Annotated in this window: 24 protein-coding genes; 10 read left to right on the forward strand and 14 right to left on the reverse strand. The window is 65.7% G+C overall.

Annotated features, from left to right (window positions below):
* Nucleotides 1–88 precede the first annotated feature (88 nt).
* Nucleotides 89–754 (forward strand): OmpW/AlkL family protein, encoded by a 666-nt coding sequence (locus IFJ75_RS04670; RefSeq protein ID WP_207931480.1) that lies wholly within the window; start codon nt 89–91, stop codon nt 752–754.
* 666 nt (nt 755–1,420) lie between these two features.
* On the opposite strand, the gene IFJ75_RS04675 is transcribed toward IFJ75_RS04670, so the two are convergent.
* The 6 genes from IFJ75_RS04675 to IFJ75_RS04700 all read right to left on the reverse strand — a co-directional run bounded on the left by IFJ75_RS04675 (nt 1,421) and on the right by IFJ75_RS04700 (nt 6,164).
* The gene (locus IFJ75_RS04675) at nt 1,421–2,203 is read right to left on the reverse strand and encodes an LOG family protein (RefSeq protein ID WP_207931481.1); all 783 of its coding nucleotides are present in this window, start codon (nt 2,201–2,203) and stop codon (nt 1,421–1,423) included.
* A 120-nt stretch (nt 2,204–2,323) separates the two neighbouring features.
* Nucleotides 2,324–2,944, reverse strand: coding sequence for a LysE family translocator (locus IFJ75_RS04680; RefSeq protein ID WP_225897087.1), 621 nt, complete (start codon nt 2,942–2,944; stop codon nt 2,324–2,326).
* A 2-nt stretch (nt 2,945–2,946) separates the two neighbouring features.
* Entirely contained in the window at nt 2,947–3,738 is a 792-nt protein-coding gene (locus tag IFJ75_RS04685) for a universal stress protein (protein ID WP_207931482.1), read from the reverse strand.
* 1 nt (nt 3,739) lies between these two features.
* On the reverse strand, nt 3,740–4,603 hold the full coding sequence (locus IFJ75_RS04690; RefSeq protein ID WP_207931483.1) for a universal stress protein: 864 nt from the start codon (nt 4,601–4,603) through the stop codon (nt 3,740–3,742).
* A gap of 172 nt (nt 4,604–4,775) precedes the next feature.
* Nucleotides 4,776–5,300: a pyridoxamine 5'-phosphate oxidase family protein gene (locus tag IFJ75_RS04695; protein ID WP_225896993.1), complete on the reverse strand. Its 525-nt coding sequence runs from the start codon at nt 5,298–5,300 to the stop codon at nt 4,776–4,778.
* 126 nt (nt 5,301–5,426) lie between these two features.
* The gene (locus IFJ75_RS04700) at nt 5,427–6,164 is read right to left on the reverse strand and encodes a Crp/Fnr family transcriptional regulator (protein ID WP_207931484.1); all 738 of its coding nucleotides are present in this window, start codon (nt 6,162–6,164) and stop codon (nt 5,427–5,429) included.
* Nucleotides 6,165–6,274: 110 nt separating this feature from the next.
* On the opposite strand from IFJ75_RS04700, the gene IFJ75_RS04705 reads away from it, so the two are divergent.
* From IFJ75_RS04705 to IFJ75_RS04725, 5 genes are all read left to right on the forward strand, one after another.
* Nucleotides 6,275–6,700 carry a hypothetical protein gene (locus IFJ75_RS04705; RefSeq protein ID WP_207931485.1) on the forward strand — a complete coding sequence of 142 codons (426 nt, stop codon included), beginning with the start codon at nt 6,275–6,277 and terminating at the stop codon, nt 6,698–6,700.
* A 207-nt stretch (nt 6,701–6,907) separates the two neighbouring features.
* On the forward strand, nt 6,908–7,738 hold the full coding sequence (locus IFJ75_RS04710; RefSeq protein ID WP_207931486.1) for a universal stress protein: 831 nt from the start codon (nt 6,908–6,910) through the stop codon (nt 7,736–7,738).
* Nucleotides 7,739–7,750: 12 nt separating this feature from the next.
* Complete coding sequence (locus IFJ75_RS04715) at nt 7,751–8,152, forward strand: hypothetical protein (RefSeq protein WP_207931487.1); 402 nt, start codon at nt 7,751–7,753, stop codon at nt 8,150–8,152.
* Nucleotides 8,149–8,736: an NAD(P)H-dependent oxidoreductase gene (locus tag IFJ75_RS04720; protein ID WP_207931488.1), complete on the forward strand. Its 588-nt coding sequence runs from the start codon at nt 8,149–8,151 to the stop codon at nt 8,734–8,736. The genes IFJ75_RS04715 and IFJ75_RS04720 overlap by 4 nt, the downstream gene beginning before the upstream one ends.
* Before the next feature lie 81 nt (nt 8,737–8,817).
* On the forward strand, nt 8,818–9,249 hold the full coding sequence (locus IFJ75_RS04725; protein ID WP_207931489.1) for a c-type cytochrome: 432 nt from the start codon (nt 8,818–8,820) through the stop codon (nt 9,247–9,249).
* Here the strand turns inward: IFJ75_RS04725 and IFJ75_RS04730 are convergent.
* Together IFJ75_RS04730 and IFJ75_RS04735 are read right to left on the reverse strand one after the other, a co-directional pair.
* Nucleotides 9,194–9,631 carry a DUF1003 domain-containing protein gene (locus IFJ75_RS04730; RefSeq protein ID WP_225896994.1) on the reverse strand — a complete coding sequence of 146 codons (438 nt, stop codon included), beginning with the start codon at nt 9,629–9,631 and terminating at the stop codon, nt 9,194–9,196. The two genes, IFJ75_RS04725 and IFJ75_RS04730, sit on opposite strands and share 56 nt — an antisense overlap.
* Before the next feature lie 341 nt (nt 9,632–9,972).
* Complete coding sequence (locus IFJ75_RS04735; RefSeq protein ID WP_207931491.1) at nt 9,973–11,652, reverse strand: amidohydrolase; 1,680 nt, start codon at nt 11,650–11,652, stop codon at nt 9,973–9,975.
* 390 nt (nt 11,653–12,042) lie between these two features.
* Here IFJ75_RS04735 and IFJ75_RS04740 point away from each other — a divergent pair, with 390 nt between their 5' ends.
* Nucleotides 12,043–13,638 carry an EAL domain-containing protein gene (locus IFJ75_RS04740; protein WP_207931492.1) on the forward strand — a complete coding sequence of 532 codons (1,596 nt, stop codon included), beginning with the start codon at nt 12,043–12,045 and terminating at the stop codon, nt 13,636–13,638.
* A 35-nt stretch (nt 13,639–13,673) separates the two neighbouring features.
* Here IFJ75_RS04740 and IFJ75_RS04745 read toward each other — a convergent pair whose 3' ends face one another.
* The 5 genes from IFJ75_RS04745 to IFJ75_RS04765 all read right to left on the reverse strand — a co-directional run bounded on the left by IFJ75_RS04745 (nt 13,674) and on the right by IFJ75_RS04765 (nt 17,665).
* Nucleotides 13,674–14,153, reverse strand: coding sequence for a hypothetical protein (locus IFJ75_RS04745; protein WP_207931493.1), 480 nt, complete (start codon nt 14,151–14,153; stop codon nt 13,674–13,676).
* Nucleotides 14,150–14,764 carry a response regulator gene (locus IFJ75_RS04750; protein ID WP_207931494.1) on the reverse strand — a complete coding sequence of 205 codons (615 nt, stop codon included), beginning with the start codon at nt 14,762–14,764 and terminating at the stop codon, nt 14,150–14,152. Before IFJ75_RS04750 ends, IFJ75_RS04745 begins: the two co-directional genes overlap by 4 nt.
* A gap of 372 nt (nt 14,765–15,136) precedes the next feature.
* On the reverse strand, nt 15,137–15,733 hold the full coding sequence (locus IFJ75_RS04755; protein WP_207931495.1) for a response regulator transcription factor: 597 nt from the start codon (nt 15,731–15,733) through the stop codon (nt 15,137–15,139).
* A gap of 7 nt (nt 15,734–15,740) precedes the next feature.
* Nucleotides 15,741–16,793: a sensor histidine kinase gene (locus IFJ75_RS04760; protein WP_263973023.1), complete on the reverse strand. Its 1,053-nt coding sequence runs from the start codon at nt 16,791–16,793 to the stop codon at nt 15,741–15,743.
* 254 nt (nt 16,794–17,047) lie between these two features.
* Nucleotides 17,048–17,665 (reverse strand): response regulator transcription factor, encoded by a 618-nt coding sequence (locus IFJ75_RS04765; protein WP_207931496.1) that lies wholly within the window; start codon nt 17,663–17,665, stop codon nt 17,048–17,050.
* A gap of 220 nt (nt 17,666–17,885) precedes the next feature.
* Here IFJ75_RS04765 and IFJ75_RS20070 point away from each other — a divergent pair, with 220 nt between their 5' ends.
* The 3 genes from IFJ75_RS20070 (at nt 17,886) to chrR (ending at nt 21,276) form a co-directional block, all read left to right on the forward strand.
* Complete coding sequence (locus IFJ75_RS20070; protein ID WP_207931497.1) at nt 17,886–19,379, forward strand: globin-coupled sensor protein; 1,494 nt, start codon at nt 17,886–17,888, stop codon at nt 19,377–19,379.
* 701 nt (nt 19,380–20,080) lie between these two features.
* Nucleotides 20,081–20,644, forward strand: coding sequence for a sigma-70 family RNA polymerase sigma factor (locus tag IFJ75_RS04775; protein WP_225896996.1), 564 nt, complete (start codon nt 20,081–20,083; stop codon nt 20,642–20,644).
* Nucleotides 20,641–21,276 (forward strand): cadmium/peroxide/UV radiation responsive anti-sigma factor ChrR, encoded by a 636-nt coding sequence (chrR, locus tag IFJ75_RS04780; protein WP_207931498.1) that lies wholly within the window; start codon nt 20,641–20,643, stop codon nt 21,274–21,276. The genes IFJ75_RS04775 and chrR overlap by 4 nt, the downstream gene beginning before the upstream one ends.
* On the opposite strand, the gene IFJ75_RS04785 is transcribed toward chrR, so the two are convergent.
* Nucleotides 21,273–22,039, reverse strand: a protein-coding gene (locus IFJ75_RS04785; protein ID WP_207869564.1) for an IS5 family transposase whose coding sequence is annotated in 2 segments (ribosomal slippage) — nt 21,273–21,715 and nt 21,715–22,039 — 768 coding nt in all. Because the reading frame shifts where the segments join, the coding sequence is not laid out codon by codon here. The genes chrR and IFJ75_RS04785 overlap by 4 nt on opposite strands.
* Nucleotides 22,040–22,110 lie beyond the last annotated feature (71 nt).

The raw sequence follows: 22,110 nt of genomic DNA on the forward strand, positions 1-22,110 counted from the left end.
AAGCTCCCGCTCGGGAGCAGGCGCATCACCCGGTCAAGGCGCTCGCCACCGGCCGCATGAGGCGGCCCCGGGCGTCGGGGATAAGACAATGACCCTCAAGACCCTGGTCCTCACCACGCTTGCCATCACCGCTGTCGCGCTGCCCGCCATGGCCCAGACGGCTTCCGGGAACGCCGCATGGTCCGCGCCGCGCAAGGGCGACTGGCTGATCACCGGCCGGGTGACCGACGTCTTCTCCGGCGCCGACAATGCGATCACCACGGCCAACGGCGCCGACAGCGGCCTGCACGTCGATGTCGGCGACAGTGTCATGCCGACCTTGGGCTTCACTTACTTCCTGACCGACCACTGGGCGGTCGAGGGCATCCTCGGCACGACGAAGCACGAGATCCGCGCCCAGGGCGGGACGACCGACGTGGCGGTGCACGAGACCTGGGTCCTCCCGCCCGTCGTGACGCTGCAGTACCGCCCGCTGACCGGCGGCCGTGTCAGCCCCTATGTCGGGGCCGGGATCAACTACATGCTGTTCTACGGCGGTGACGACGAAAACGGCTTCAAGGTCCATCTGAAGGACGGCTTCGGCTATGCGGCCCAGGTCGGGGCTGACGTGGGACTGAAAGGGCCGTGGAGCCTGAACCTCGATGTGAAGAAGGTGTGGTTCAACACCGACGCCCGCATCAACGACGGCGCCCTGAAAAGCGATGTCGATCTGGACCCCTGGGTGATCTCGGCCGGGGTCAGCCGCCGGTTCTAGAAGCACGCTACGGTGCTTCAAGGCCTTTGCGTCGAGACCCCGGTCAGGTGCGATGGTAGCAATCACGACCAAGTCGGTCCGGAGCGGCGCGTGCGCCGCTCCGGAGGTCGCCGTACGAAGCTCGTCCGTCAGCCGTATGCCCCGGCGATGGCGCGCGTACCATCGGACCTCATCCAGATGGCGATCGACCACGTCCTTGCGGATGTCTGGGCCGACCCCGCCGATATTGTGACTGGCGTTAGGCTGCAGTCTTCCAGAGGGTGGGCGGCGACGATCAGAAGTTTCATGGCGACCTCGGCGTGTGCCTGGCCAGCATCACAAGGACGGCGTCAGGAGACCTTGATCCAGCGAAAAGCGGTTCTGATCCATGTCAAAGCGCCGCGCGGGCAGGGCGTGCATCATTCGGGCGTCGATGAGACGAGCCATGCCCCGGACCCGCCCGAATGAGCCGTTCGACGCGATCTGCGCCGCTCATCACCAGATCGGCAACAGTATGCAATCGGTCGCCAGCCTTCTGGCCCACTAGGCAGGAGAGGTCACGGCGTGGCGGGACCGGCTTGGCCGGGTGGCGGGAGACCTCATCGCGGGCCGGCGTCTGCGGCTCGACGCCGGAGACCGGATCGCCGCGGCCCTGCGGACGGCGAGCTATATGCCGCTAACGCCGGATCAGACCTCGGGCTTGGTTCCGATCGGCCGCTCGGGCCGCAAACCCCGCGCGAGAAGAGCGTCCCAAATCTCCTGAGCGGTCTCGGCGAAGCTGAAAAGCTCGAGATCGTCCAGGGTGATGAAGCCCTGCGACACCAAGGTCTCGAACCCGATCGCGCCCTGCCAGAAGGCCCGATCGACGAGGACCACGGGGATCGGCGGGGCCTTGCCGGTCTGGCGCAGGGTCAGGACCTCGAACAGTTCGTCGAGCGTGCCGAACCCGCCCGGGAAGACGACCAGGGCGTTGGCCCGCATCGCCAGATGCATCTTGCGCATCGCGAAGTAGTGGAAGCGGAAGGTCAGCGCCGGCGTGGTCCATGGATTGGGCTGCTGTTCCGTGGGCAGGGTGATGTTGAACCCGATCGAGGGGGCGCCGGCCTCCCAGGCGCCCCGGTTGGCAGCCGCCATGACGCCGGGGCCCCCGCCGGTGGCGATGACATTGTCGCGCACCCCGCCGTCGTCCCGAAGGGCGCCGCCCCTGAGCGAGGCGAGCAGGCCGAACCCGCGGGCCTCCTCATACCAGCGGGCGTGGGCGCCGGGGCCGTCCGGCCGGAGGCGGGCGCTGCCGAAGACCACCAGGGTCGAGCGGACGCCCCAGGCCTTGAGCGCGAGCTCGGCCTTTTCAAACTCGAGCTGGAAGCGCACCCCCCGCAGGGCGTCGCTGAGCAGGAAGTCCCGGTCGAGTGCGGGCAGGCGGTAGGATGGCGAGGCCAGCTGGGCGGCGTTGGAGGGCGTATCGGTCATGGCAGAATCTCCGGTTCACGATACGGCGCTGATGGCCTTCGTCGAACTATCGGCGAGGTTAGAAAGGCCGCGTCGCCCATCCGGGCGTCCAGGAGTGATGGCATACATGATCTGCATTCCTCATCCGGAAACGGCGAGCCAGAGGGCGACGGCGGCGAGGCCGGCGGCCGACAGGCTCCGCAGCAGTCGCTGGCGGTCGGCGGGCCATTCGCGCCCCAGTCGGGCGGCGCCGGAGACGATGGACAGGTGGACCACGATGCTGATCGCGATGTGGGCCAGGCCCAAAATCAGAAGCTGCATGCCGGGCGAGGCGAAGCCCGGCCGCACGAAGCCCGGCAGCAGCACGAGGTAGAAGAGCAGCGCCTTGGGATTGAGCAGATTGGCTACGAGCCCGAGCAGCACCAGGCGCGGCGCCTCTGCGTCCGTGGCCGCCGGAGCGGGTGCGGGACGCAGGGCTTCCGCCGCCAGCACCAGAAGGTACAGGACCCCGCCCCAGCGCAGCAGATGCAGGACGACGGGTGAGGCGAGGAGACCCCGCGTGAGCCCGAAAACCGCGAGGACGAGATATACCGACAGGCCCAAGGTCACGCCGACGACGGTCAGGGCGCCGGCGACCCGACCCCGGCTCGCCGCCACCACGGCGAGGTAGCCCATATTGGGACCGGGGGTGAGCTCGACGAGGGCCATGGCCAGCAGGAAGGCGGGCAGGACCGCGGGATCGACCTGCCATGCGGCGGTCACGGTCAATGGAGCGTCAGCCAGGGCAGGGCGCAGTCTGCGATGAGATCGCGCGTGACGCCGCCGAAGATCCGCTCCCGGGCCTCTCCGTGCCCATAGGCGCCGCTGACCAGAATCTGGGCGTCCAGGTGCTGCGCCGCGCGGGTCAGGCCCATGGCGGTCGCCGGTCCGTCCAGATGCCGGATCTCGGCGAATACGCCGTGGTCGCAGAGCTGGGCCGTCACGTCCTCCAGGTCCGTCGCCGGCGCCGCCTTGCCCATGCCGATGATCAAGGCCTGGTCAGCCAGACGCAGGACCGGCAAGGCGGCCGCGACGGCGATCCGGCCCTCCCGGGTGTTGCGATAGGCCAGGGCGACGCGACGTACGGGAGCGGCCGTCCAAGCGCGCGGAAGCACCAGCACGGGGCGGCCCGCTGACAGGATCAGACGGGCGAGATCGAGGTCGGCCTGCGGCTTCCGGCCGGGGCGCGAGACGATCACCAGGTCGCCGCGCGCGGCCTGATCGAGGACGAACCCGGTCGGATCTGCGACCACCCGACTGCGCCAGTCGAGGCGGACGCCCCGAACGCCAGGAACGAGTGTCTCCCGCATCGCCAGAAGGGCGTCCTCGGCCTCGCGCGCCCGCAACATCAGGCCCCCCGGGCCGACAGGGACGCCGTGACCCGGCGGGATCACCTCGGACGCCACAACGGCCGTGACGGTTTCAGCGCCCAGACTGGCGGCGAGGGCGACGAGGTCATCGAACCGCGCTGCGTCCTCGCGGGCGTCTAGGACCAGGACGGCGGACCGATAGGCCATCTCAATGCGCCAGCAGGAGGGAGGGGCCGTTGACGGCGTCGAGCAGTGTGCGCGTGGCGCCGCCGAACACGGCTTCGCGCAGCCGGGTATGACCCCAGGCTCCGGCGACGATCAGGCCCGCCTTGAGGCGCGAGGCGGCCTGAACGAGCGCTGTCCCTTCGGGGCCGTCCTCGATCCTCTCGGTCGAGAGCGCGCCGGCAGCGTGGGCGGACATATAAGCCTCCAGCGGTTCGAAGGCGGGATCGGCGGCCTCGATGTCCAGCCCAACGCGGCACTGGACGGCCGTCGTCCCGGCGGCCATGGCGAGCAGTGGCAGGGCCTGCCGTACGGCGCGCCCGGCTTCCGCGCTGCCGTCCCACGCGATGACGGCATGGTCCCCGAGCGTTTCGGGATCGCTCCGGGCGATGAGCACCGGGGAGCACTGCTGGAGAAGTATCTGGGCGAAGGCGTCAGGCGCGGCCGGAGCCGAGGTCAGGCTGTCCTGGCTCAGAACCGCCAGGTCGGCGAGGGTCAGCGCATGACACAGGGCGATCTCTGGCCGCGTCGCAAGCGCGCGCAGCTCCATGCGGGGCAAACCTTCCCCTTCGCCGTAGACGAGATCGGCCGCATTGCAGACACGGCGACACAGGGCGTCGAGCGCGTCCGTCTGACGTTTCTGGTCGGCCAGGATCGCCGCCTGGGTTTCGGCCGGCAGGGTCGTGCCGAGCAGCATGCCGTAGCTGATCAGGTCCAGCGAAGGGTTCGGCGCGAAGAGGACCACTTCGACCCGGGCCTTGTGGGTGACGGCCAGATTGGCCGCGAAGGCCAGGGTGCGTTCGTCTCCAGCATGATCGAAGACGACGGCGATAATGGTCTTGAAGCTCATGGTGGCTCTCCCGAAGGACTGCGGTGCGGAGGAGCGGCGCCGCGATACGGGAGAAGAGCGCCGTTTGCCGCCGATGCGCCTTGATCCAGATCAGAAGGAGCAGATCGTCAGGACGCCGGTGGCCGCAAGGGTCTTTCGGCCGGGGCCGCGGCTCCGGAAGGCGCCCAGACGGTCAGATCACGTCTGTGATTTGCGGCGCGGATCCAGAAGACGAATATTCACTGGCGTGGCCCAGCCGGAAACTCAGGGTCTGGCTTCGGCCGCCGGTGACGCCGGTCGGCGAGATGATTTCCGGCCTGAGCCGAACGATCGCGATGGAATCCGCGACCGGTCCGAATACATGGATGTCGGGATAGCGGTCGAACACCCTGCGGTTCAGGCGATCGATCAGGGCGGGGTCGGTGACCTCAGCGGCCCAAACGGCCATCGTCACGCCCACGGCGTCCCCATGGCCGGCTTCGCTGCGGATCGCGACGGCCGCGCGAGGATCGGCCCTCAGGTTGGCCAGCTTCTGACTGTTTCGCGCCGTCGCGAAATAGAGGTTCAGGCCTTCGTTGACGTAGCCGACCGTCGTGACCTGGGGCCAGCCGTCCGGACGATTGACGGCCAGGGACATCAGGCGTTCGGCGTCCATCAGGGCGACGACCGCCTCGACCGCATGGCCGTGCATCGGGGGGAGATCGTCTGGATTAACCATGGTCTGGCTCCCTGTGGGGCGATCGACCGATCCGCTACGTCTGCGTCGATCGGCGTCGGGCAACCCTGCTGCGGATTGGGCGCCCCCGCCTTGATCCAGAGCAAATCCACACAGCGGCTCGTGACTCTACGCCTCGCCCTCGGCCAGGCGCCTGAGACGGTCAGGCTGGACGATGGTCAGATCCGTCATCGTGCTGAAGCGGATCACCGCCGTCGATTTGAGACGGGTGAGAACGCGGCTTACGGTCTCAATGGTGAGGCCGAGATAGTCGGCGATCTCGGACCGGGTCATGGGCAGATGGACGTGGTCCGCCGGAATTTGCCCCGACCGGTCACGGGCAGGCAGGTCGAGCAGGAAGCTGGCCAATCGCTCCAGGGCGGTCTTCCGCCCCAGGAGCAGCATCTGGTTCTGGGCGGCTGCGAGCTCGTCGTTCGCCCGGTCCAGAAGCGCGGCCTCCAGAGCCGGCGTCTCATGGATCAGGGCGCGGTAGTCAGACTTTCTGAAGCGGCAGGCGGTGGCGGGCGTGATCGCCTCGGCGGAGAAGACATAGCTCTCGCCGGTCGCCAGGCCGAGGAAATCTCCGGCGAAGAGGAAGCCGGTAATTTGACGCCGCCCGTCGGGCAGCAGCTTGAACACCCGGATAGCGCCCGAGGTGACATTGAACGCGTGCAGCGCCGGATCGCCCTCGCGGATCATGACGTCGCCCGCTTTGAGATCGAGATGATCGGCCAGGGCGTCAAGCCGGCCGAGCTCGGCCTCCGCCATGCTGGCGCAAACGCTGACGGCGCGTGCGCCGCAATCGTCGCAGGCGTTGCCGCGACGTCGTTGGGCGCAGCCGGCGGGAAGAGCCTTTAGCTCGAGCATTCTGTTTCCTGACCCTCTGCCTGATCTTAATCCTTATGGCCCGAAGCGACAAATCGGGGATTGATCCAGATCAAGGCGCAGGCCCGCGGCCATCGCGCACATCGGGCGCCATGACCTCTGTGCGCGTTCAATCCCTGCTGGCGACCGAGCTTGACGAGGCCCTCGTCCTCGCCCGTCTGGGCGCGGCAGACCTCGACCCCGAGTCCTGGCGTTTCTACGTGCTGTCGCGTCTTCGCAACCACTCAGAAGGCGGCGCACTCGCAGCGCGCAACGCGGCGGGCCGGCTGTGCGGCCTGATCGTCTATCGCATCGTCGCGTCGGAGGCGGCCAAACCCAGTCTGGAGGTCGAGCGGCTCGTCGCCTTCGATCTCCTGCACCCCCGCGCCATCGCTGACGCCCTGATCGCCGAGGCGGTCAGCCAGGCGCGGCTTCAGGATTGCGACAGCCTGCGTCTGGTGAGGCCGCTCGACACCCCCGCCGACACCACCGCCCTGGTGCTCGCCTCTGGCCTGGGCGATCTGCACAGCGTGTTTTGATCTCGGTCAAGGCGTGCGCCGGCGCAGATGTCCATGACGAAGCGGCAAGGAGATTTCTACATGCCGGCTCAAGCCCTTCCTGTCGTTGCAGCGATTGTCGCCGCCTTCGGCCTGTTCATCGTCGCTGTCGGCGGTGCCGCCCTGTGGACCGCTTTCCCGCGGCGCAGGGACAGGTCCTGAGACCGTGGGCCTCAGGGAGACTTCGACATGACCTACAAGACCCTGCTCGTCGCCGTGGACTGCGGGTCCGACAGCGACACCCGCGTTAGCCTGGCCTGTGATCTCGCATCAGGAATGGACGCTCATCTGATCGGGGCCTGCGCCGTCTCCCTCAGCATCCCGCCCATGGATGACCCCTATACGGGCGGCGCCATGGTGGGAGAGGCCCTGACCCTCTTTCGCGATCTGGCGGAGGCCGATCTGCGCGCCGCCCTGACCCGGTTCCATACCTCGGTCGGTGGGCGGCGAAACCAGACCGAGTGGCGCGGACGTCTGGGTCTGCCGGCCGATCTCATCGTCCATGAAGCCCGGGCGGCGGATCTGGTGATCCTGGGTCGGCGGCCGGCGAAGGCCGTGGCCGGTGGCGTGGATCCGGCCGACGTTCTGATGGCGGCCGGTCGACCGGTCCTGGTCGTCCCCCCGCAGCCGGAGCGCGATCCGACCGGGTGGCCCGCCGTGCTCGCGTGGAAGGACAGTCGCGAGGCCCAGCGGGCGGCGGCGGCGGCCCTGCCGCTGCTCCGGCACGCCTCGATGGTCCATGTCGTCGAAATCCATGACGGGGACGCCGAGGCCCCGGCGGCGCGGACAGCGGATGTGGCCGCCTGGCTCGGTCGTCACGGCATCGCGGCCGAGGCGCACACCCGTGTGACCGGAACAGGGGGCGTCGCCCGCAACATCCAGGACTTCGCCGCCGACCGGGGCGCGGGCCTGATCGTCGCCGGGGGCTATGGCCATGCGCGGTTGCGCGAATGGGCGCTCGGCGGAGTGACCCACGAGCTTCTGGCGTCGTCTTCCGTCTGCGTTCTCCTCAGTCATTGATCGGAGCGGACCATGAAAGGTTTCCATCATATCCGGCTCGAACTGGCGCGCGAGCCCGGCCACCCTCATGGCGATTCCGGCGATGGCTGGGATATCGTCGCGGCGCTGGATGAGGAGGGACGTCTGGATCTTGAGGCCTGCCGCGCCGAACCGAAGCGGTGCTTCGTGCGGCGCTTTCTTCGTGACGCGACGAGGGCGACCGGACATCTGCGACACACAGTGGGGGGTCGCTGGCTGCTCGATCTCGAGGGCCGCGACGATCTGGACGCCGCCGGATTCAGGCTCGGCGACGAACGCTTCGTGCTGGGCGAATATGTGTCGATCGTGGCCGGCGACGGCGAGATCCACACCTACGGGGTCGAGCGTCTGGAGCCGCTGGAGTCAGGCCCGCCTGCCGTGGAGGCCGAGGAGTGAGCGGACGACGCATCCTCGTCATCGACGGACATCCCGACCCCGATCCCAAACGGTTCTGCCACGCCCTGGCGGACGCCTATGCGTCCGGGGCGCTGGCCGCCGATCATGAGGTCCGGCGCGTGGAACTCAGCGCGCTCACGTTTCCGGACCTAACCCGCCGCGACGACTGGGAGGTTGAGCCGGCTCCCGAGGCGATCATCGGCGTCCAGGAGGATATCGTCTGGGCGCAGCATCTCGTCGTCGTTTATCCGCTCTGGCTCGGATGCATGCCGGCGCGGCTCAAGGCCCTGTTCGAACAGACCCTGAGGCCCGGTTTCGCCCTCGGGCAGCGCGAGCGCATCATCGGCGTGGGCCGGCTGAAGGGACGGTCGGCGCGGGTGATCGTCACCATGGGCATGCCGGCGGCGATCTATCGCGGCTTCTACTTCGCCCATTCCCTGGCGGTGCTGAAGCGCAACATTCTGACCTTTGTCGGGATCGGTCCGACACGCAGCACGGTCGTCGGCGCGGTTGAGGGCATCAGCGACGTCCAGTGTCAGGCCTGGCTCGACAAGGTCTCCCGCATGGGCGCCGCCGCCCGCTGAAAATCTCCGGCGGTCTTGATGCAGGTCAAGGCGACAGGGTCGCAAGGCGGCGATCCTGTCGGCCAGATCGGAGCCGGCTCCATGCGCACCCACACCGCCGTTATCGTCAGTCTCCTGTTGGCGGGCTGCGCCCCGGGGCCGTCGGCTCCCCAGCAGTTCGGTCCCCAGACGGCTATGCCTTCCCTGGCGACGAGCCTGGAATGGGAGGCGGCGGCCAGGGGGCGCGCGATCGCCCTTGCCGGCTGCGCCGGTTGCCACGCCATCGACCGTCAGGGCGCGAGCCCGATGGCGGCGGCGCCCCCGTTCCGGGACATCGTCGCCCGCCGTTCCCTGCACGACATCCAACAGGGCATGGCGCAGGGCCTGGTCACGGCCCATCCGGCCATGCCGCGCTATGATTTCCGGGCGTCGGAGATCGATGACCTGAGGGCCTATTTCGAGATCCTGAGGGCGGATATCAGGCGTCGGCAAGGGGCGTCGCGGTCGGCTTCCACTCAGCCTGTGACGCGCTGAGTGCGGCAATCGCGGCCTCGATGCGCTGCAACTGCGCCTCGTTCAGTTGCAGGCGATCGTGCAGGTGCATGATCTCGAGCTCGGCCCTGAGATTGACGCGGTAGTCGTGCTCCGCCGCCCGGCGGTCCTGCTCGGCGTGCCGGTTCTGGCTCATCATGATCACGGGCGCCTGGAGCGCGGCGACAGTCGACAGGATCAGGTTGAGAAAGATGAAGGGATAGGGATCAAAGGCGCGCGCTGACCTTGCCAGCAGGAGGTTCGGTGCAGCCCAGCCGGCCAGGGCGGCGCTGAACCAGAAGATAAAGGCCCAGGAGCCTCCGACCCTGGTCACGGCGTCGGACACACGCTCGCCGAAAGTGCGGTCGTCGATCACCGCAGACATCGCTGTCGGCGCCTCCGCCGCCATCAGGTCGATAACGCTTCTCGGGACCTCGCTGAGCTGCTCGTAGTCGCACCCCAGCAGGCCGTGAGCGAGTTCGTTGCGCGATCCGGAGCGGTCATAGGTCCTTGGAGGTTATTGCAGAATAGAGACTGCCGGGCTCTGAGGGGCGCGGCCTTGACCCGGATCAATCCCCGGCTCTGACCTGCCAGCTTGTTGCGGCCGCCCGTTGAGCCGCTCGAAAGCGGGCGGGGATTTCCACGTCGTCTGGGCGACCCGTGCGGAAGGTTGCGAACTCGGCCTTCGCTACCCCGATAAAAGTCGTCTCGATGGTTGGCGCGTTCCTAGGGTGCTCGCTCGCGCTGGTATATCGAAATCCCGTCCTTGATCGTCTCATCGACCTTGATCTGGTCCAGGGTTCGCACCGGTGCGGTCAAGGGGTTCGCTGAGAGGATCAGCAGGTCAGCGCGCTTGCCCACCTCTATTGATCCCTTGGATCCCTCCTCGAAATGCTGGTAGGCGGGCCACAGCGTCATTGCGTACAGGGCCTGTAGCGGAGTTAGCCGCTGGGCGGGGCCAAGAACGTAACCGCTTCGGGTGGTACGGTTCACCGCAGTGCTGATCAGAACCATGGAATTGGGAAAGACTACTGGCGCGTCCGAGTGGATCGACGTCATCAGGCCCGATTGGAGCACCCAGCCCGTGGGAGAGATGTTTTCGGCGCGTTCGGGACCGGCGACGGATTGGCGATGCCAGTCACCCCAGTAGAATGTGTGCATCGGAAACAGAGCCGGAAATATGCCCAACGTTTTCAGGGCAGGAATCTGGTCAGCGCGCAGAAACTGACCGTGGACCATCACGGTGCGGCTGTCCGGATAGCCGTGGCAGGATTGCGCCTTGCTGACCACCCGGATCAATTGGTCAATCGCGGCATCGCCGTTGATGTGGGCAAGAAGCTGCCAGTGGTTCGTGTAGGCCATGTCGACCAGCGGCTGGAGCGTCTCATCGGTAAAGGCTGGCAGGCCGGCATAGTCGACCTCCTCTCCATCCGGAGCCTTGAAATAGGGCTCGGTGAACCATGCCGTCTTGCCTTGCGGAGAGCCGTCCAGCGTCACCTTCACACCTCCGATGCGAAGGTGGCCCGTGTACTCCCGTGACATCAGCGGGCCATCCAGCACCGGCGCGTCGCCCACCGCGACGAGGTCAGGATAGGCGACGATGTCGATCTTGAGGACGCCCTCGGCGTTCAGCACCGGCAGCGCAGCGACATTGGCGGCCGACGTCTTGCCGTCCTGGACAGTGGTGAAGCCGTTCTCGATGTAAATTCTCTGCGCGGCCTCAATGTTCTGTCGGTATTCGCCGGGCGTGAAAGCCGGGACCATTTTCGGCATTATCGCAAAGAAAGCGGTTTCCTTAAGCACCCCGTCAGGAGTTCTGCCGTCGGCCTCCCGCTCGATCGCGCCGCCCGCAGGAGACGGGGTGTCGGCCGTGATTCCGACCATCGCGAGGGCCCGGCTGTTGAGCACCGCCAGATGGCCCGACTGATGGGTGACGAAGATCGGCAGTTCCGTGGAGACCGCATCAAGGTCATGCCGGGTTGGAAAACGACGTTCCTCAAGCTGGGAGTCGTCGAGATTCATGCCGATCACAACTCCATGCGCCTTGACCATCGGCGAGGTGGATATGAACCCGCGCAGGACCGCCTGCATGTCCGGTATGGTTTTCACCGGGCCATCGGGCGGCGATAGAAGATTGGCGGTGACGGCCTGTAGCGATACGTCGGTGAAATGGCTGTGGGCATCGACGAAACCCGGAATCAGCGTGCGGCCCTTGAGGTCGTAAAGTGTGGTCGCTGAGCCTTTCTCGGCCGCAAATACGGATGCCCGGGCGCCGACCGCCACGATCTTCCCATCCTTTATCGCCACGGCCTCCGCCGAGGGTGAGGCTTGGTTGATGGTGATTATCGGACCGCCAAAATAGATCGTGTCAGCGCCGGGTTGCGGTGCGGTCGCGGCGGAGGTCATGGAAACGCAAGCGACGAGCCCAACGACCGCCAACGCCTGTCGAAGCCTGGTCATGACCGCCCTGATCCTCGTGAACAGGCCAATCATCGCGAAGCTGATCAGATTTGTGAATCAGGCGAAACCCGAGGAGGTTTCGTTGATGACAGGCGTATTTTAGCCGTCAGTCCGAGGTCCCGCACGCGTACTCTTGCGGTCGTAAATGGACGGGGCTCTCCAGGCATGTGGTGCTGTTTTGATGTCCGCTTCGGGCTCTTTGCGGCGCTTGGGAATGTACTTACGGCAGGTCTCACGATTTGCGGTCCCGGTCCCTCCTTAACATCACGCGCCAAACCCGAGCGGATTAAGCAACCCTGCTCGGGAAGCCTTTACAGTTTAAGGCCAAGCTGCAGCATGAAACCGAACCCGCGGCTGCTCGGTCTGGCCTTTGCATCGGCCGATATACTTCTGGAGCTCGATCCGGAGGGCCAGATCGTATTTGCTCTCGGATCGGCGCCCGCGCGCGATTGCCCGTCGCCTGAAGCCTGGCGCGGTCGGCATCTCAACGATTTTCTCGGCAAGGCGAGCCGGTCGGCTTTCGCCTCGGCGACAAAAGGGCTCGCCGACGGCGCTCGAACAGGACTGGTGGATATCCTTCTCGTTTGCGACGAGACGCAGGCTCGTCGGGCCCGGATTCGGGCCTTCCGTCTTCCGGAACTCGCGCCGGCCTTGTCCTGCGGGATCATTTTCGAGGGCGCCGCCTTTTCGCTTGAGCTCCCCCCGGCCCCGCGCCTTCTCGACGCGGAAGCGTTTCTCGACCGGTCGCGTCATAACCTCGAGCAGGCTGTCGAGTCTTCGACCATCGCAGTGGCGTTCGTCGATGTTCCCGGGCTCGCGGTCGCAGACGGGGAAGACGGTCACCGCGCCGGGGTCCGCATCCAGGCGGCGCTGCAAGCAGCCTCTGTGGATGGCTCATCAGCCGCCCGGCTCGCGCCCGAGAGGTTCGCCTTGCTCAGACACGCCGAAGACGGCCGGGACGTCGCCCTCGAAGTCTTTGAAGCGGCGGCGGCGGAGGGCTTGGATTTGTCGCCTCTCGTGGCCCAGGCCCTGATCCCTCGGGGAGCGGATGTCGTCAGTACGCTGAAAGCGCTCCGATTCACGATCGAGGGGTGTCTGCAGAACACAGCCTTGGAGCATCCCGAGCGCTTGTTTTCGCAAACCCTGAAGACGACGCTACAGCATGCCGATCAGTTTCGTGTCGCTGTAAGGGCGCATCAGTTCGCCTTGCACTATCAGCCTATCGTCGATCTCGGCAGCGGCGCGGTCCACCATTTCGAGGCGCTCGCGCGCTTCGGGCCGGACAGTCCGGCGAAGGCGATCTGCATGGCTGAAGAGCTTGGTCTGATCGAGGAGTTTGACTTGGCCGTTCTGGAGAAGGCCCTTCACAAGGCTCGTCAGCCCGGCAATGGTCTGATCAAGCTCGCTGTCAATGTGTCTGCCGCCTCCCTCTCGACCGACCACTATGTTGAGGCCTTGCTGCGTTTGACCGGGGGTGATCCGCTGGAGCGTCGCCGTCTCATGATCGAGGTGACGGAAACGGCCGCGATGCAGGATCTGGACGCGGCCGATCGTCGATTGAGAGTGTTGCGAGCAGCCGGAGTGAAAGTCTGCATCGACGATTTCGGTTCGGGATCGGCGTCGTACGACTATTTGCGCGGCCTGTCCGTCGACTCCGTCAAGATCGACGGAAGTTTCATCCGGGATTTGCAGCCGGACACCCGGGCGCACACCCTGGTCCGGCATCTGGTGGACCTGTGCGGATCGCTCAAGCTGACGACCATCGCCGAGATGATCGAGACCGAACCGGTGGCTGACACCCTACGGGCCCTGGGCGTGGACTATGGCCAGGGCTGGCTCTTTGGTCGGGCCGAGGCGGAGCCGCAGGCAGCTACCTTCGCCCCGGTCTCTGCGGCCCCACGGCGAACGGGCGCGCAGACCAGCTGGCGGTAACGGCGCCGGGGCAGGGTCAGGTGGGCCGGTTGAAATTAATGGCGGTCGAAGCTGCCCTGGGTGCGGAAGCGGGTCGCGCATTGATCGACACCCTCCACAAGCGCTTCCAGATCCTGCGATGCGAGTGAGCCCCGTCTCGCCAGACGGAGAAGGTTGACGCCCGGGCTCAGCGCGTCGTGGGGGCGGTGTTCGGCCGAAAGCAGTGCGGCGATGAGACGTCCGCAAGCGTAGAGCGCCTCCACGAAGCCGGGGATTTCCACTGTGGTGCAGCAGGCGAGCATCTCATTGACCAAGGTATGGGCCAGGCGGAGATCGTCTGACGTCAGCGGGCGTTTCGGGCTGGCGATCAGACCGGCGATGCGGCTCACCGCACGATCGATCCGCACTAGGGCGTTAGGCGCAAGGGCGCCCAGATTTTCGTCAGCCTGGGCAAGCGCATCTGCGATCCGCATCCCGCCAGCCTTGCGATATTCGCGCCGCAACGCGCTGGGAACTCTTCTGACGACGACGCTCACAGGGTGACCTTCTGAGGCTTCACGAGACCGTCCAACTCTTCCTGACTCATGTTATGTCCGGTAGGAGCGCCCAAAGCCTCCGCCGTATCGGATTTGCGTCGCCCCTTCGGCGCCTCGGGCGGGATGCCCTGGTTTTTAAACCGCCGGTCCGGGCCGGTGTAGTGATCGGATTCGATGAAGGGGCGATCCGCGGCCGCCACCCAAAGAATGCGCTGCATCAGCACGGCCGGAGTCAGCGGTTTGGCGATCACGAAGCTGGAGCCGCAGTCGCGTGCGTTGATCACTTCCGGTTCAAGCGCGTGACCGGTGATCACGAAGGTAGGGGCGTGGCAGTTGGGCTCCAGTCGGGACAGGCGCAGCCATCGGACGAAATCGTTGCCGCTCTCGCCGCCGAGTTCGGCGTCGCAAAGAACCAGGTCGATCGTTTCCGCCTTAAGTATCGATTGCGCCTCGGCCATGGTCGGCGCCCGGAAGATGCGGTCGACGCCGAAGCCCAGCAGTGTCTGGCTTAAAATGTCGAGCCCCAGAGGGTTGGCGTCGACGCAGAGCGCCTTGAGGGCGCGCAGATTGATGCGTCCCGCGACGGGGAGGGCGGGGGCGTCGGTCAGCATGGGCGGCTCGCTGCGAGCGCATCTTGCCGCTGGAAGCGCGTCGGTGTTGCTGCGGTACGTCCGTCGTATTGCTGCGTCGGGCGCTGCGTCTTCCGTGGACGCTCGCGATCGATGCGAATGATCCGTAACATGCTTGTTTCCCGGCGCGATTTGCGCCGGAGCCCGACCCATCGCTAAGGACCGATGCTTACGACCTTGCGGTCAACAGTCGCTTTCACGAGGCTAGGTAGTTTCGCTTATCCGGATCGCCTTTCCGTGAGTCCGGGCGCGGCGGGGCGGACCGGGTCTTTGCACAGACCATGATAGGGTCTGCTGCGCCAATGGTCTTTCCGGGCGCCGGTCAGCAGCGCGCGGCGTGGACGGGACCCGGCCTCACGCGGCCAGACCGCGCCCGACCCACGTCGCCAGGGCCGCGATATTGGGCGCCTGCATCTTTCTCAGAATGTTGCTGCGGAAGACGTCCACGGTTCGCGGACTGATGCCCAGAACGAGGGCCGTCACCTTGCTGCTGGCGCCGTTCACCAGGTGGGAAAGGACCTCCCTTTCCCGTGGGGACAGGGTCTGGAGGCGTTCGCACGCTTGCGCATAGGCGTGACTCTGAACATTCACGACCTTGCGCGCTTCGAAAGCATCCACGATCGCCTGCACCAGCTCGCCGGGTGCGAAGGGCTTTTGCAGGAAGTTCGATGCGCCCGCCTTCATGGCGGAAACGGCCATGGGGATGTCGCCGTGACCGCTGATGACGATCAACGGCCAGTCTCCACGACCGGCATGCGCCAGACGCTCCGCCAGATCGAGGCCAGACATTTCCGGCATTCGCACATCGGTCACGACACAGGCGAATGTCATGATCTCGAGCATGTTGAGAAAGCGCGTCGCCGAGGTGAAGGCCGTCACCTCGAACCCTGCCGTCGCCAACATGGCCTCGATCGATTCCAGCACCGCGGCGTCGTCATCAACGATGATCACCTTTCCACTAGGCATCTGCTGTCCTCTCAATAAGCGTGAAGGCGAAAGCGGCCCCGCCCAGGGTTGACGGTACATGGTTGATGGCGCCCCCGTGCGCCTCCACGATGGTTCTGCAGATCGAGAGACCCAACCCCATTCCGCCGGGCTTCGTGCTGGCAAGGGGGTCGAAGAGCCGCGCCGCGACAGCGTCGGAGACGCCGGGACCGTTGTCCTCCACCAGAAGTCGGTGTCCGTCCTCGACGGGGCTGCTGGAAATGAGAACGCGCCGCTTCTGGCCCGTGACGGGCGCGTCGAGTGCATTGCGGACCAGATTTATAATCAGCTGCTGAATCTGCACGCGATCACATCGGACACAGGCCTCTTGGGGAATGGCGACTGTGATGTCGGCTTCAAGCTCTCTGGCGTTGATCTGCAGGATCGGCATGACTTCCGTGACGACCTCGCCGAGATTCGCCTCGGCATGAAAGCCTGTGTCGCGAGACATCAATGATCTCAGACGGCGGATCACGTCGGCGGCCCGCTCGGCCTGACCTGCGGCAGAGGCCAGGAACTTTCGGATCTTGTCCGGCTCGATTTGCGGTCGGTTCAGGAGGGTCTGGGCGGCTTCCAGAAAGTTCAGAACTGCAGACAGGGGTTGATTGAGTTCGTGGGCGACCATGGAGGCCATCTCACCGAGGGAATTCAGCCGCCAGTTGTAGGTGATCTGCAGACGAAGATCCTGCGCAGCCGTTTCCGCCTCAACCACGGCGGTGACGTCCTGGATGAACAGGGTCAGGAAGTCTTCGCCCCTGACAGAAAACCGGGCCGCCTGTACGTCCACGAACGCTTCGCTTCCGCCCGTTCGCATAGCCCGCATATGCCGACCGGGCCCCTGGCTTCGGCCTCCGGAATTGAGCCTGTCCAGACCCTCCGACGTCTCAAGTGCGGGAACGTTGAACTCCGGAATCAGGTCCGTGATGCGAACGGATTCCGTATCGGAGAGATTGCAGCCGAAGAACTTTTCAGCCGTCGCATTGGCGCTGCGGATAAAGCCCTCCCGGTCGATCGCGACGACGGCCATCGGGGCGTCTAGCAGGATACTCCTGGCGAACGAGGCTTCCACGGTCGTCCTCCCGGCGAGGTTGCGCCGAGGTGCATCGGTGGCGGGCCCCGCACCGCCTTGGCTTGAGGTTCAAGCTAGACGGGAGAGCGCCGCTGCGCGAGATATCTTTTGTAATAAAACCTTCGCGAGCGGCCGAGGCTCTGCGGGGCCGAAGTCCGCCAACCAAACCGGGTGAGCCGAGTGCGCGCCCTTTCGGGCGCGGCGGCGAGGTTTCAGTCCAGTTGGTCTCGCGCGGTCATCCCGACGAGGCCGGTGAGGGCGGCGGCAAGGGCGGTCACGTTTTCAACGCCCATTTTTCGGAGGATTCGTCCGCGAAAAATGTCGACGGTTCGAGGACTGAGGCCCAAGGCGAGCGCCGCTGTTTTGCTGGTGGCGCCAAGCGCGATGAGTTCGACGACCTCCCGTTCGCGTGGCGACAGGGTCGCGTAGCGCTCGGCCAGGTCCGTTCGAGACGAACGCGTGACCAAGTCTACGCTCAAGGCATCGACGATCTCGAGCAGCTTCCGTGGAGGGGCAGGTTTGGTGAGGAAGTCGACTGCGCCGGCGCGCATGGCGGCGACGGCGTCCGCGACATCGGCGTGACCGCTCAGAACAATGATGGGCCACGATTTCTGCGGGCAGCCTTGCAGGGTCCTGACAAGGTCCAGTCCGTCCATCCCGGGCATCCTCAGGTCAGTCACAATGCAGGCGGGAGCGACGGTTTCAATGACGGCAAGGAACGCGTCGGCGGAGGCAAAAGCCCGAACGGCGTAACCGGCGGACGCAAAGACGGCCTCAAGCGATTCCAGAACGTCTGCATCGTCATCGATGATCACGACACTGCGGGTCACCGGCGCTCCCCGAGCCACTCTTTGCTGAAACTGGTAATGATTTACATCCGCAAGGCGCCAAGCGTCATTGGTAGACGCCCGTTCGGGACATCGCCAAGTAGGCGATTCTACCTATCGAGCCGTCCTTGATGCAGCCTGAGGTAGGTATTTTCGCAAAGCCCTTGATTAAGGTTGAGCCAATCTTGTTCGGGGAGTCTCGTTCTGGAACGGGGCGAACCACATGACTGATGATCAGGCTGAGGATCAACTGGAACGGCGGGCCGCCTTTATGGGGCTCGGCGCGCCGTGCGCGGGCTACAGGGAGATCGGCGACCTGTTGCGTGAGGCTCTGCCGGGCGCGTTGAACGCCTTCTATGACCAGGTCAGGGCCTTTCCGGAAACAAGCCGCTTCTTTCAGGATGAACGCCACATGGCGGCGGCCAGTTCTGCCCAACGTACGCACTGGAACGCCCTCATCGAGGGCCGTATCGATGCCGATTATGGGCGCTCCGTTCGCACGATCGGGCAGGTCCATGCCCGGATCGGGCTGGAACCTCGGTGGTATATCGGCGGCTACGGCGTCCTGCTCGCGCATCTCATCGGACGGGTTGCCAACCGACCACGAAAGTGGGGCGGCAGGCAGGCCGACCATGACCGTATGACCGGCGAGGCCATCGCGGAGCTGACCCGGCGCGTCATGCTCGACATGGACCTGTCCATCTCGATCTATCTCGAGGTTCTGAAGATCGAGCGGGATCGCAGCGAGGCGGCGCGCGCCGAGGCGGAAGCCAGCCAGAACCGCGTTGTCGCGATCGTCGGTGAAGCCCTCAGCGGCCTGTCGGCGGGAGACCTCACGCTGCACGTCGACGATGAATTTCCGCAAGCCTACGAACTGTTGAAATCCGACTTCAACGGAGCCGTCCGAAATCTGCATCACGCCATGAGGGCGGTCGCCGAGAACGCCGGTTCGATCCAGTCAGGCATCGACCAGATCAGCCAGGCGGCTGACGATCTGTCACGTCGCACAGAGCAGCAGGCGGCGAGCCTTGAGCAAACGGCCGCGGCGCTCGACGAGATCACGGCGACGGTTGGACGGACAGCCTCGAGCGCGGGGCAGGCGTCACTGACCGTTCAGTCCGCCCGAGGCGAAGCCCAGACGTCCGGTACCATCGTCAGGGACGCGGTTGTCGCGATGGACGCTATCGAGAAATCGTCACAGGAAATCAACCAGATCATCGGCGTCATCGACGAGATCGCCTTCCAGACCAATCTGCTGGCCCTGAACGCCGGGGTGGAGGCGGCGCGGGCCGGCGAGGCCGGTCGAGGCTTCGCCGTCGTGGCCTCCGAAGTGCGGGCGCTGGCGCAGCGTTCGGCGGACGCCGCCAAGGAAATCAAGATCCTGATTTCCACCTCAACCAGCCAAGTCGGCTCGGGTGTCGGTCTTGTCGGCCAGACGGGCGAGGCCCTTCAGAGGATTGTCGACCGGGTCGCCGAGGTCGACAACCTAGTCAGCGAGATCGCCGCCTCCGCACAGGAACAGGCCAGCGCGCTTCATCAGGTCAATGTAGCGATCAACCAGATGGACCAGGTCACGCAGCAGAACGCGGCCATGGTCGAGCAGACCACAGCCGCCAGTCACACCCTGCGCCAGCAGGCTGACAGCCTTTCCGGTTCTGTGGGTCAGTTTCAACTTGCGGCGCAGCGCGACCGGTTTCCCCTGCGCAGCGCGGCCTGACGAGACTCTCGCGCTCTTCGCGTGAGGTGAAACGAATTGGGAACCTGGATGCCGTCTGCTGGTCAACGAGCCGAGCCGAGCTGGCGGCGGCGTGCGCCCCTTAGGTGAAACTACGCAGATTGACCGGCTCCGGGTGATCGCTGAATCTCGATGCCTGTTCTCCCATCACCGGGCGCTCGCGCCCGTTCCGTTCTCCGGCGCTCGTGGACGCGCCGGCGCCTGCTCTCGATTCCAGGTTGGTTCGTTTGAAGATCAAGGCCAGACCAGATGACCTCTTCACCGCCGTTGTTCGTCACCCGTTTGGCGAAAACCGGTCCGACCCGGCGCCTCTTCGGGTTGCAATGCTGATCGCGCGTGCCTGGAATCGCTCCGGGAGCGCTGTGCTTGTGGAGGGGCGGGAGGGGCAGGTCATAGCCCGGTTGAACGGCAGGGACGGCTGGGCTGCTGCCTCCGACAAGCGTCGGATCTGACGGCCCGTCGCCATGCGACCGGTTCAAGGCTGCGTCGATCTGGCCTCACATCGGTCGGCGCTGACCGAAACGACAGGCCATCCGGGGCATAGGCCGCCAAACCGTTGGAGCCTCTTCCTCAGCCTGAAAAAGCGACTCGATCGGGTAATCCGAACCGGCCGGAATCACGTACTGACGTCGATGAATGGACAGACACATGCATTGCGCGGCAGGCGAGGGGCGATCATCCAGGTGACGTTCGAAGCGGATGAGCACGCCCGCTGGATAGAGGCCATCGCCGAGCGCGCAGACCGCGACGCCTTCGCACGTCTGTTTGTCTTCTACGCGCCGCGTCTGAAGTCGTACCTGATGCGGGGCGGGGCGACGCCGGGTACGGCCGAGGATTTCGCCCAGGACGCCATGCTGACGGTCTGGAACAAGGCGGCCCTCTTCAACGCTGACAAGGCCAGCGCCGCGACGTGGATTTATGTTATCGCGCGCAACAGGCGCCTGGATGCCCTGCGTCGCGACAGGCTTCCCATGCCCGCGCCAGAGCTGGAGCTCGCACTGGAGGCGCCGGCCTTGCCGGACGCGAATATGACCGCCGCCGAGGATGCGGACCGCGTCCGGCGCGCCCTGGCGCGTCTCCCGTCGGACCAGCAGGAGGTGCTGGCGCTCGCCTTCTTCTCCGACCATCCCTACGCGGAGGTCGCGCGACAGCTGAACCTGCCGCTGGGCACCGTCAAATCGCGCATCCGCAAGGGAATGATCCGCTTGCGTCGGCTGTTGAAATCCCGTGACGGAGGGAGGGCATGAGCGACAGACATGGTCTATCCGAGGAACGTTTGCTGGCCTTTGCGGCGGGCGCCCTGAGCCCGCCCGAAGCGGTCGTTGTCAACGCCTGGCTGTCTTTCCGACCGGAAGAGGCCGCCTTTGTGCACATTCTGCAGGTCATGGGCGGTGACTTGCTTGAAACGGAGCCGTCTGTCCCGATGGCGCCTCACGCACTCGATCAGGCGTTGGCCCGGATCGAGACACGGACCCGTCCCGAACCGGTGCGCGTGCTCAACGACATGCCCGAACTCCCCGATTGCCTTCGCGGCTATCCGCTGGGCCCCTGGCGCTGGTTGGGTCCGGGCGTCAGGGTCCGCGATGTCGGTGCGCCACGCGACGGCGCCTGTCGGGTTATTCTGCTCAAGATCGACAGGGGTCGTAAAACGCCACGCCATACCCACGGCGGCGTGGAACTGACCTGTGTGCTGTCCGGCGCCTACGCCACCGAAACCGGCCGCTTCGAGGTCGGTGACCTGGAGGAAGCCGATCACGAGGTCCTGCATCAACCGCGCGTGGTTTCGGAGGAGCCGTGTCTCTGCGTGGCCGCGCTTGACGGTCAGATCGTCCTGGACGGGTGGCTTGGACGATGGCTCCAGCCGCTCGTCCGGCTCTAGGTCGTGGACTCATAAGCTCTGAGCCACAGGCGGGTTGAGGCCAGCAGTACGGCGGCGAGGAAGTTGCGGGCCAGTTTGTCGAAGCGTGTGGCGACGCGGCGGAAGTGCTTGAGCTTGCAGAAGTAGCGCTCCACGACGTTGCGCTGTCGATAGATGGCGGGATCGACGGAGCGCTGGACCTTGCGATCCTTCTGGGTCGGGATATGGGCGCAGCCGCCGCGAGAGCGGACCAGATCGATGACGGCCTGTGCGTCGTAACCTCTGTCGGCGACGAGCGCCTTGGCGGGCTTGAGGCCGTAGATCAGTTCCTCGACGGCGGCCTTGTCGGACGCCTGGCCGGCCGAGAGGGTGATCCTGAGCGGCAATCCGTCCTGATCGACCAGGGCGTTGATCTTGGTGCTCAGTCCCCCACGAGATCGGCCGATGGCGTGATCCGGGCCCCCTTTTTTCCACCGGCGGCGTGCTGGTGGGCCCGAATGATCGAACTGTCGATCAGGTGCATCGAACCCGGCGACGCCGCCGACAGCGCCTCGAACACCCGCACCCAGACGCCTGCTTTGGCCCACCGATTGAAGCGATTGTAGACCGTCGTGTGCGGCCCGTAGCGACCCGGCAGGTCACGCCAGGGCGAACCCGTCCTCAGAATGTAGAAGATGCCGTTGATCACCCGACGGTCGTCCACGCGGGCCACGCCGCGGGGCTTGTTCGGAAGCAACGGCTGGATCAGCCGCCACTCCGTTTCGCTCAGATCGTATCGCGCCATCGACGTCTCCTTCCGAAGACCTCGAATCCCTCAGACCTTTATGGGTTCAGAACCTAGGCCCCTAGTAGGAA

The sequence above is a fragment of the Brevundimonas goettingensis genome (assembly GCF_017487405.1).
Classification (GTDB): Bacteria; Pseudomonadota; Alphaproteobacteria; order Caulobacterales; family Caulobacteraceae; genus Brevundimonas; species Brevundimonas goettingensis.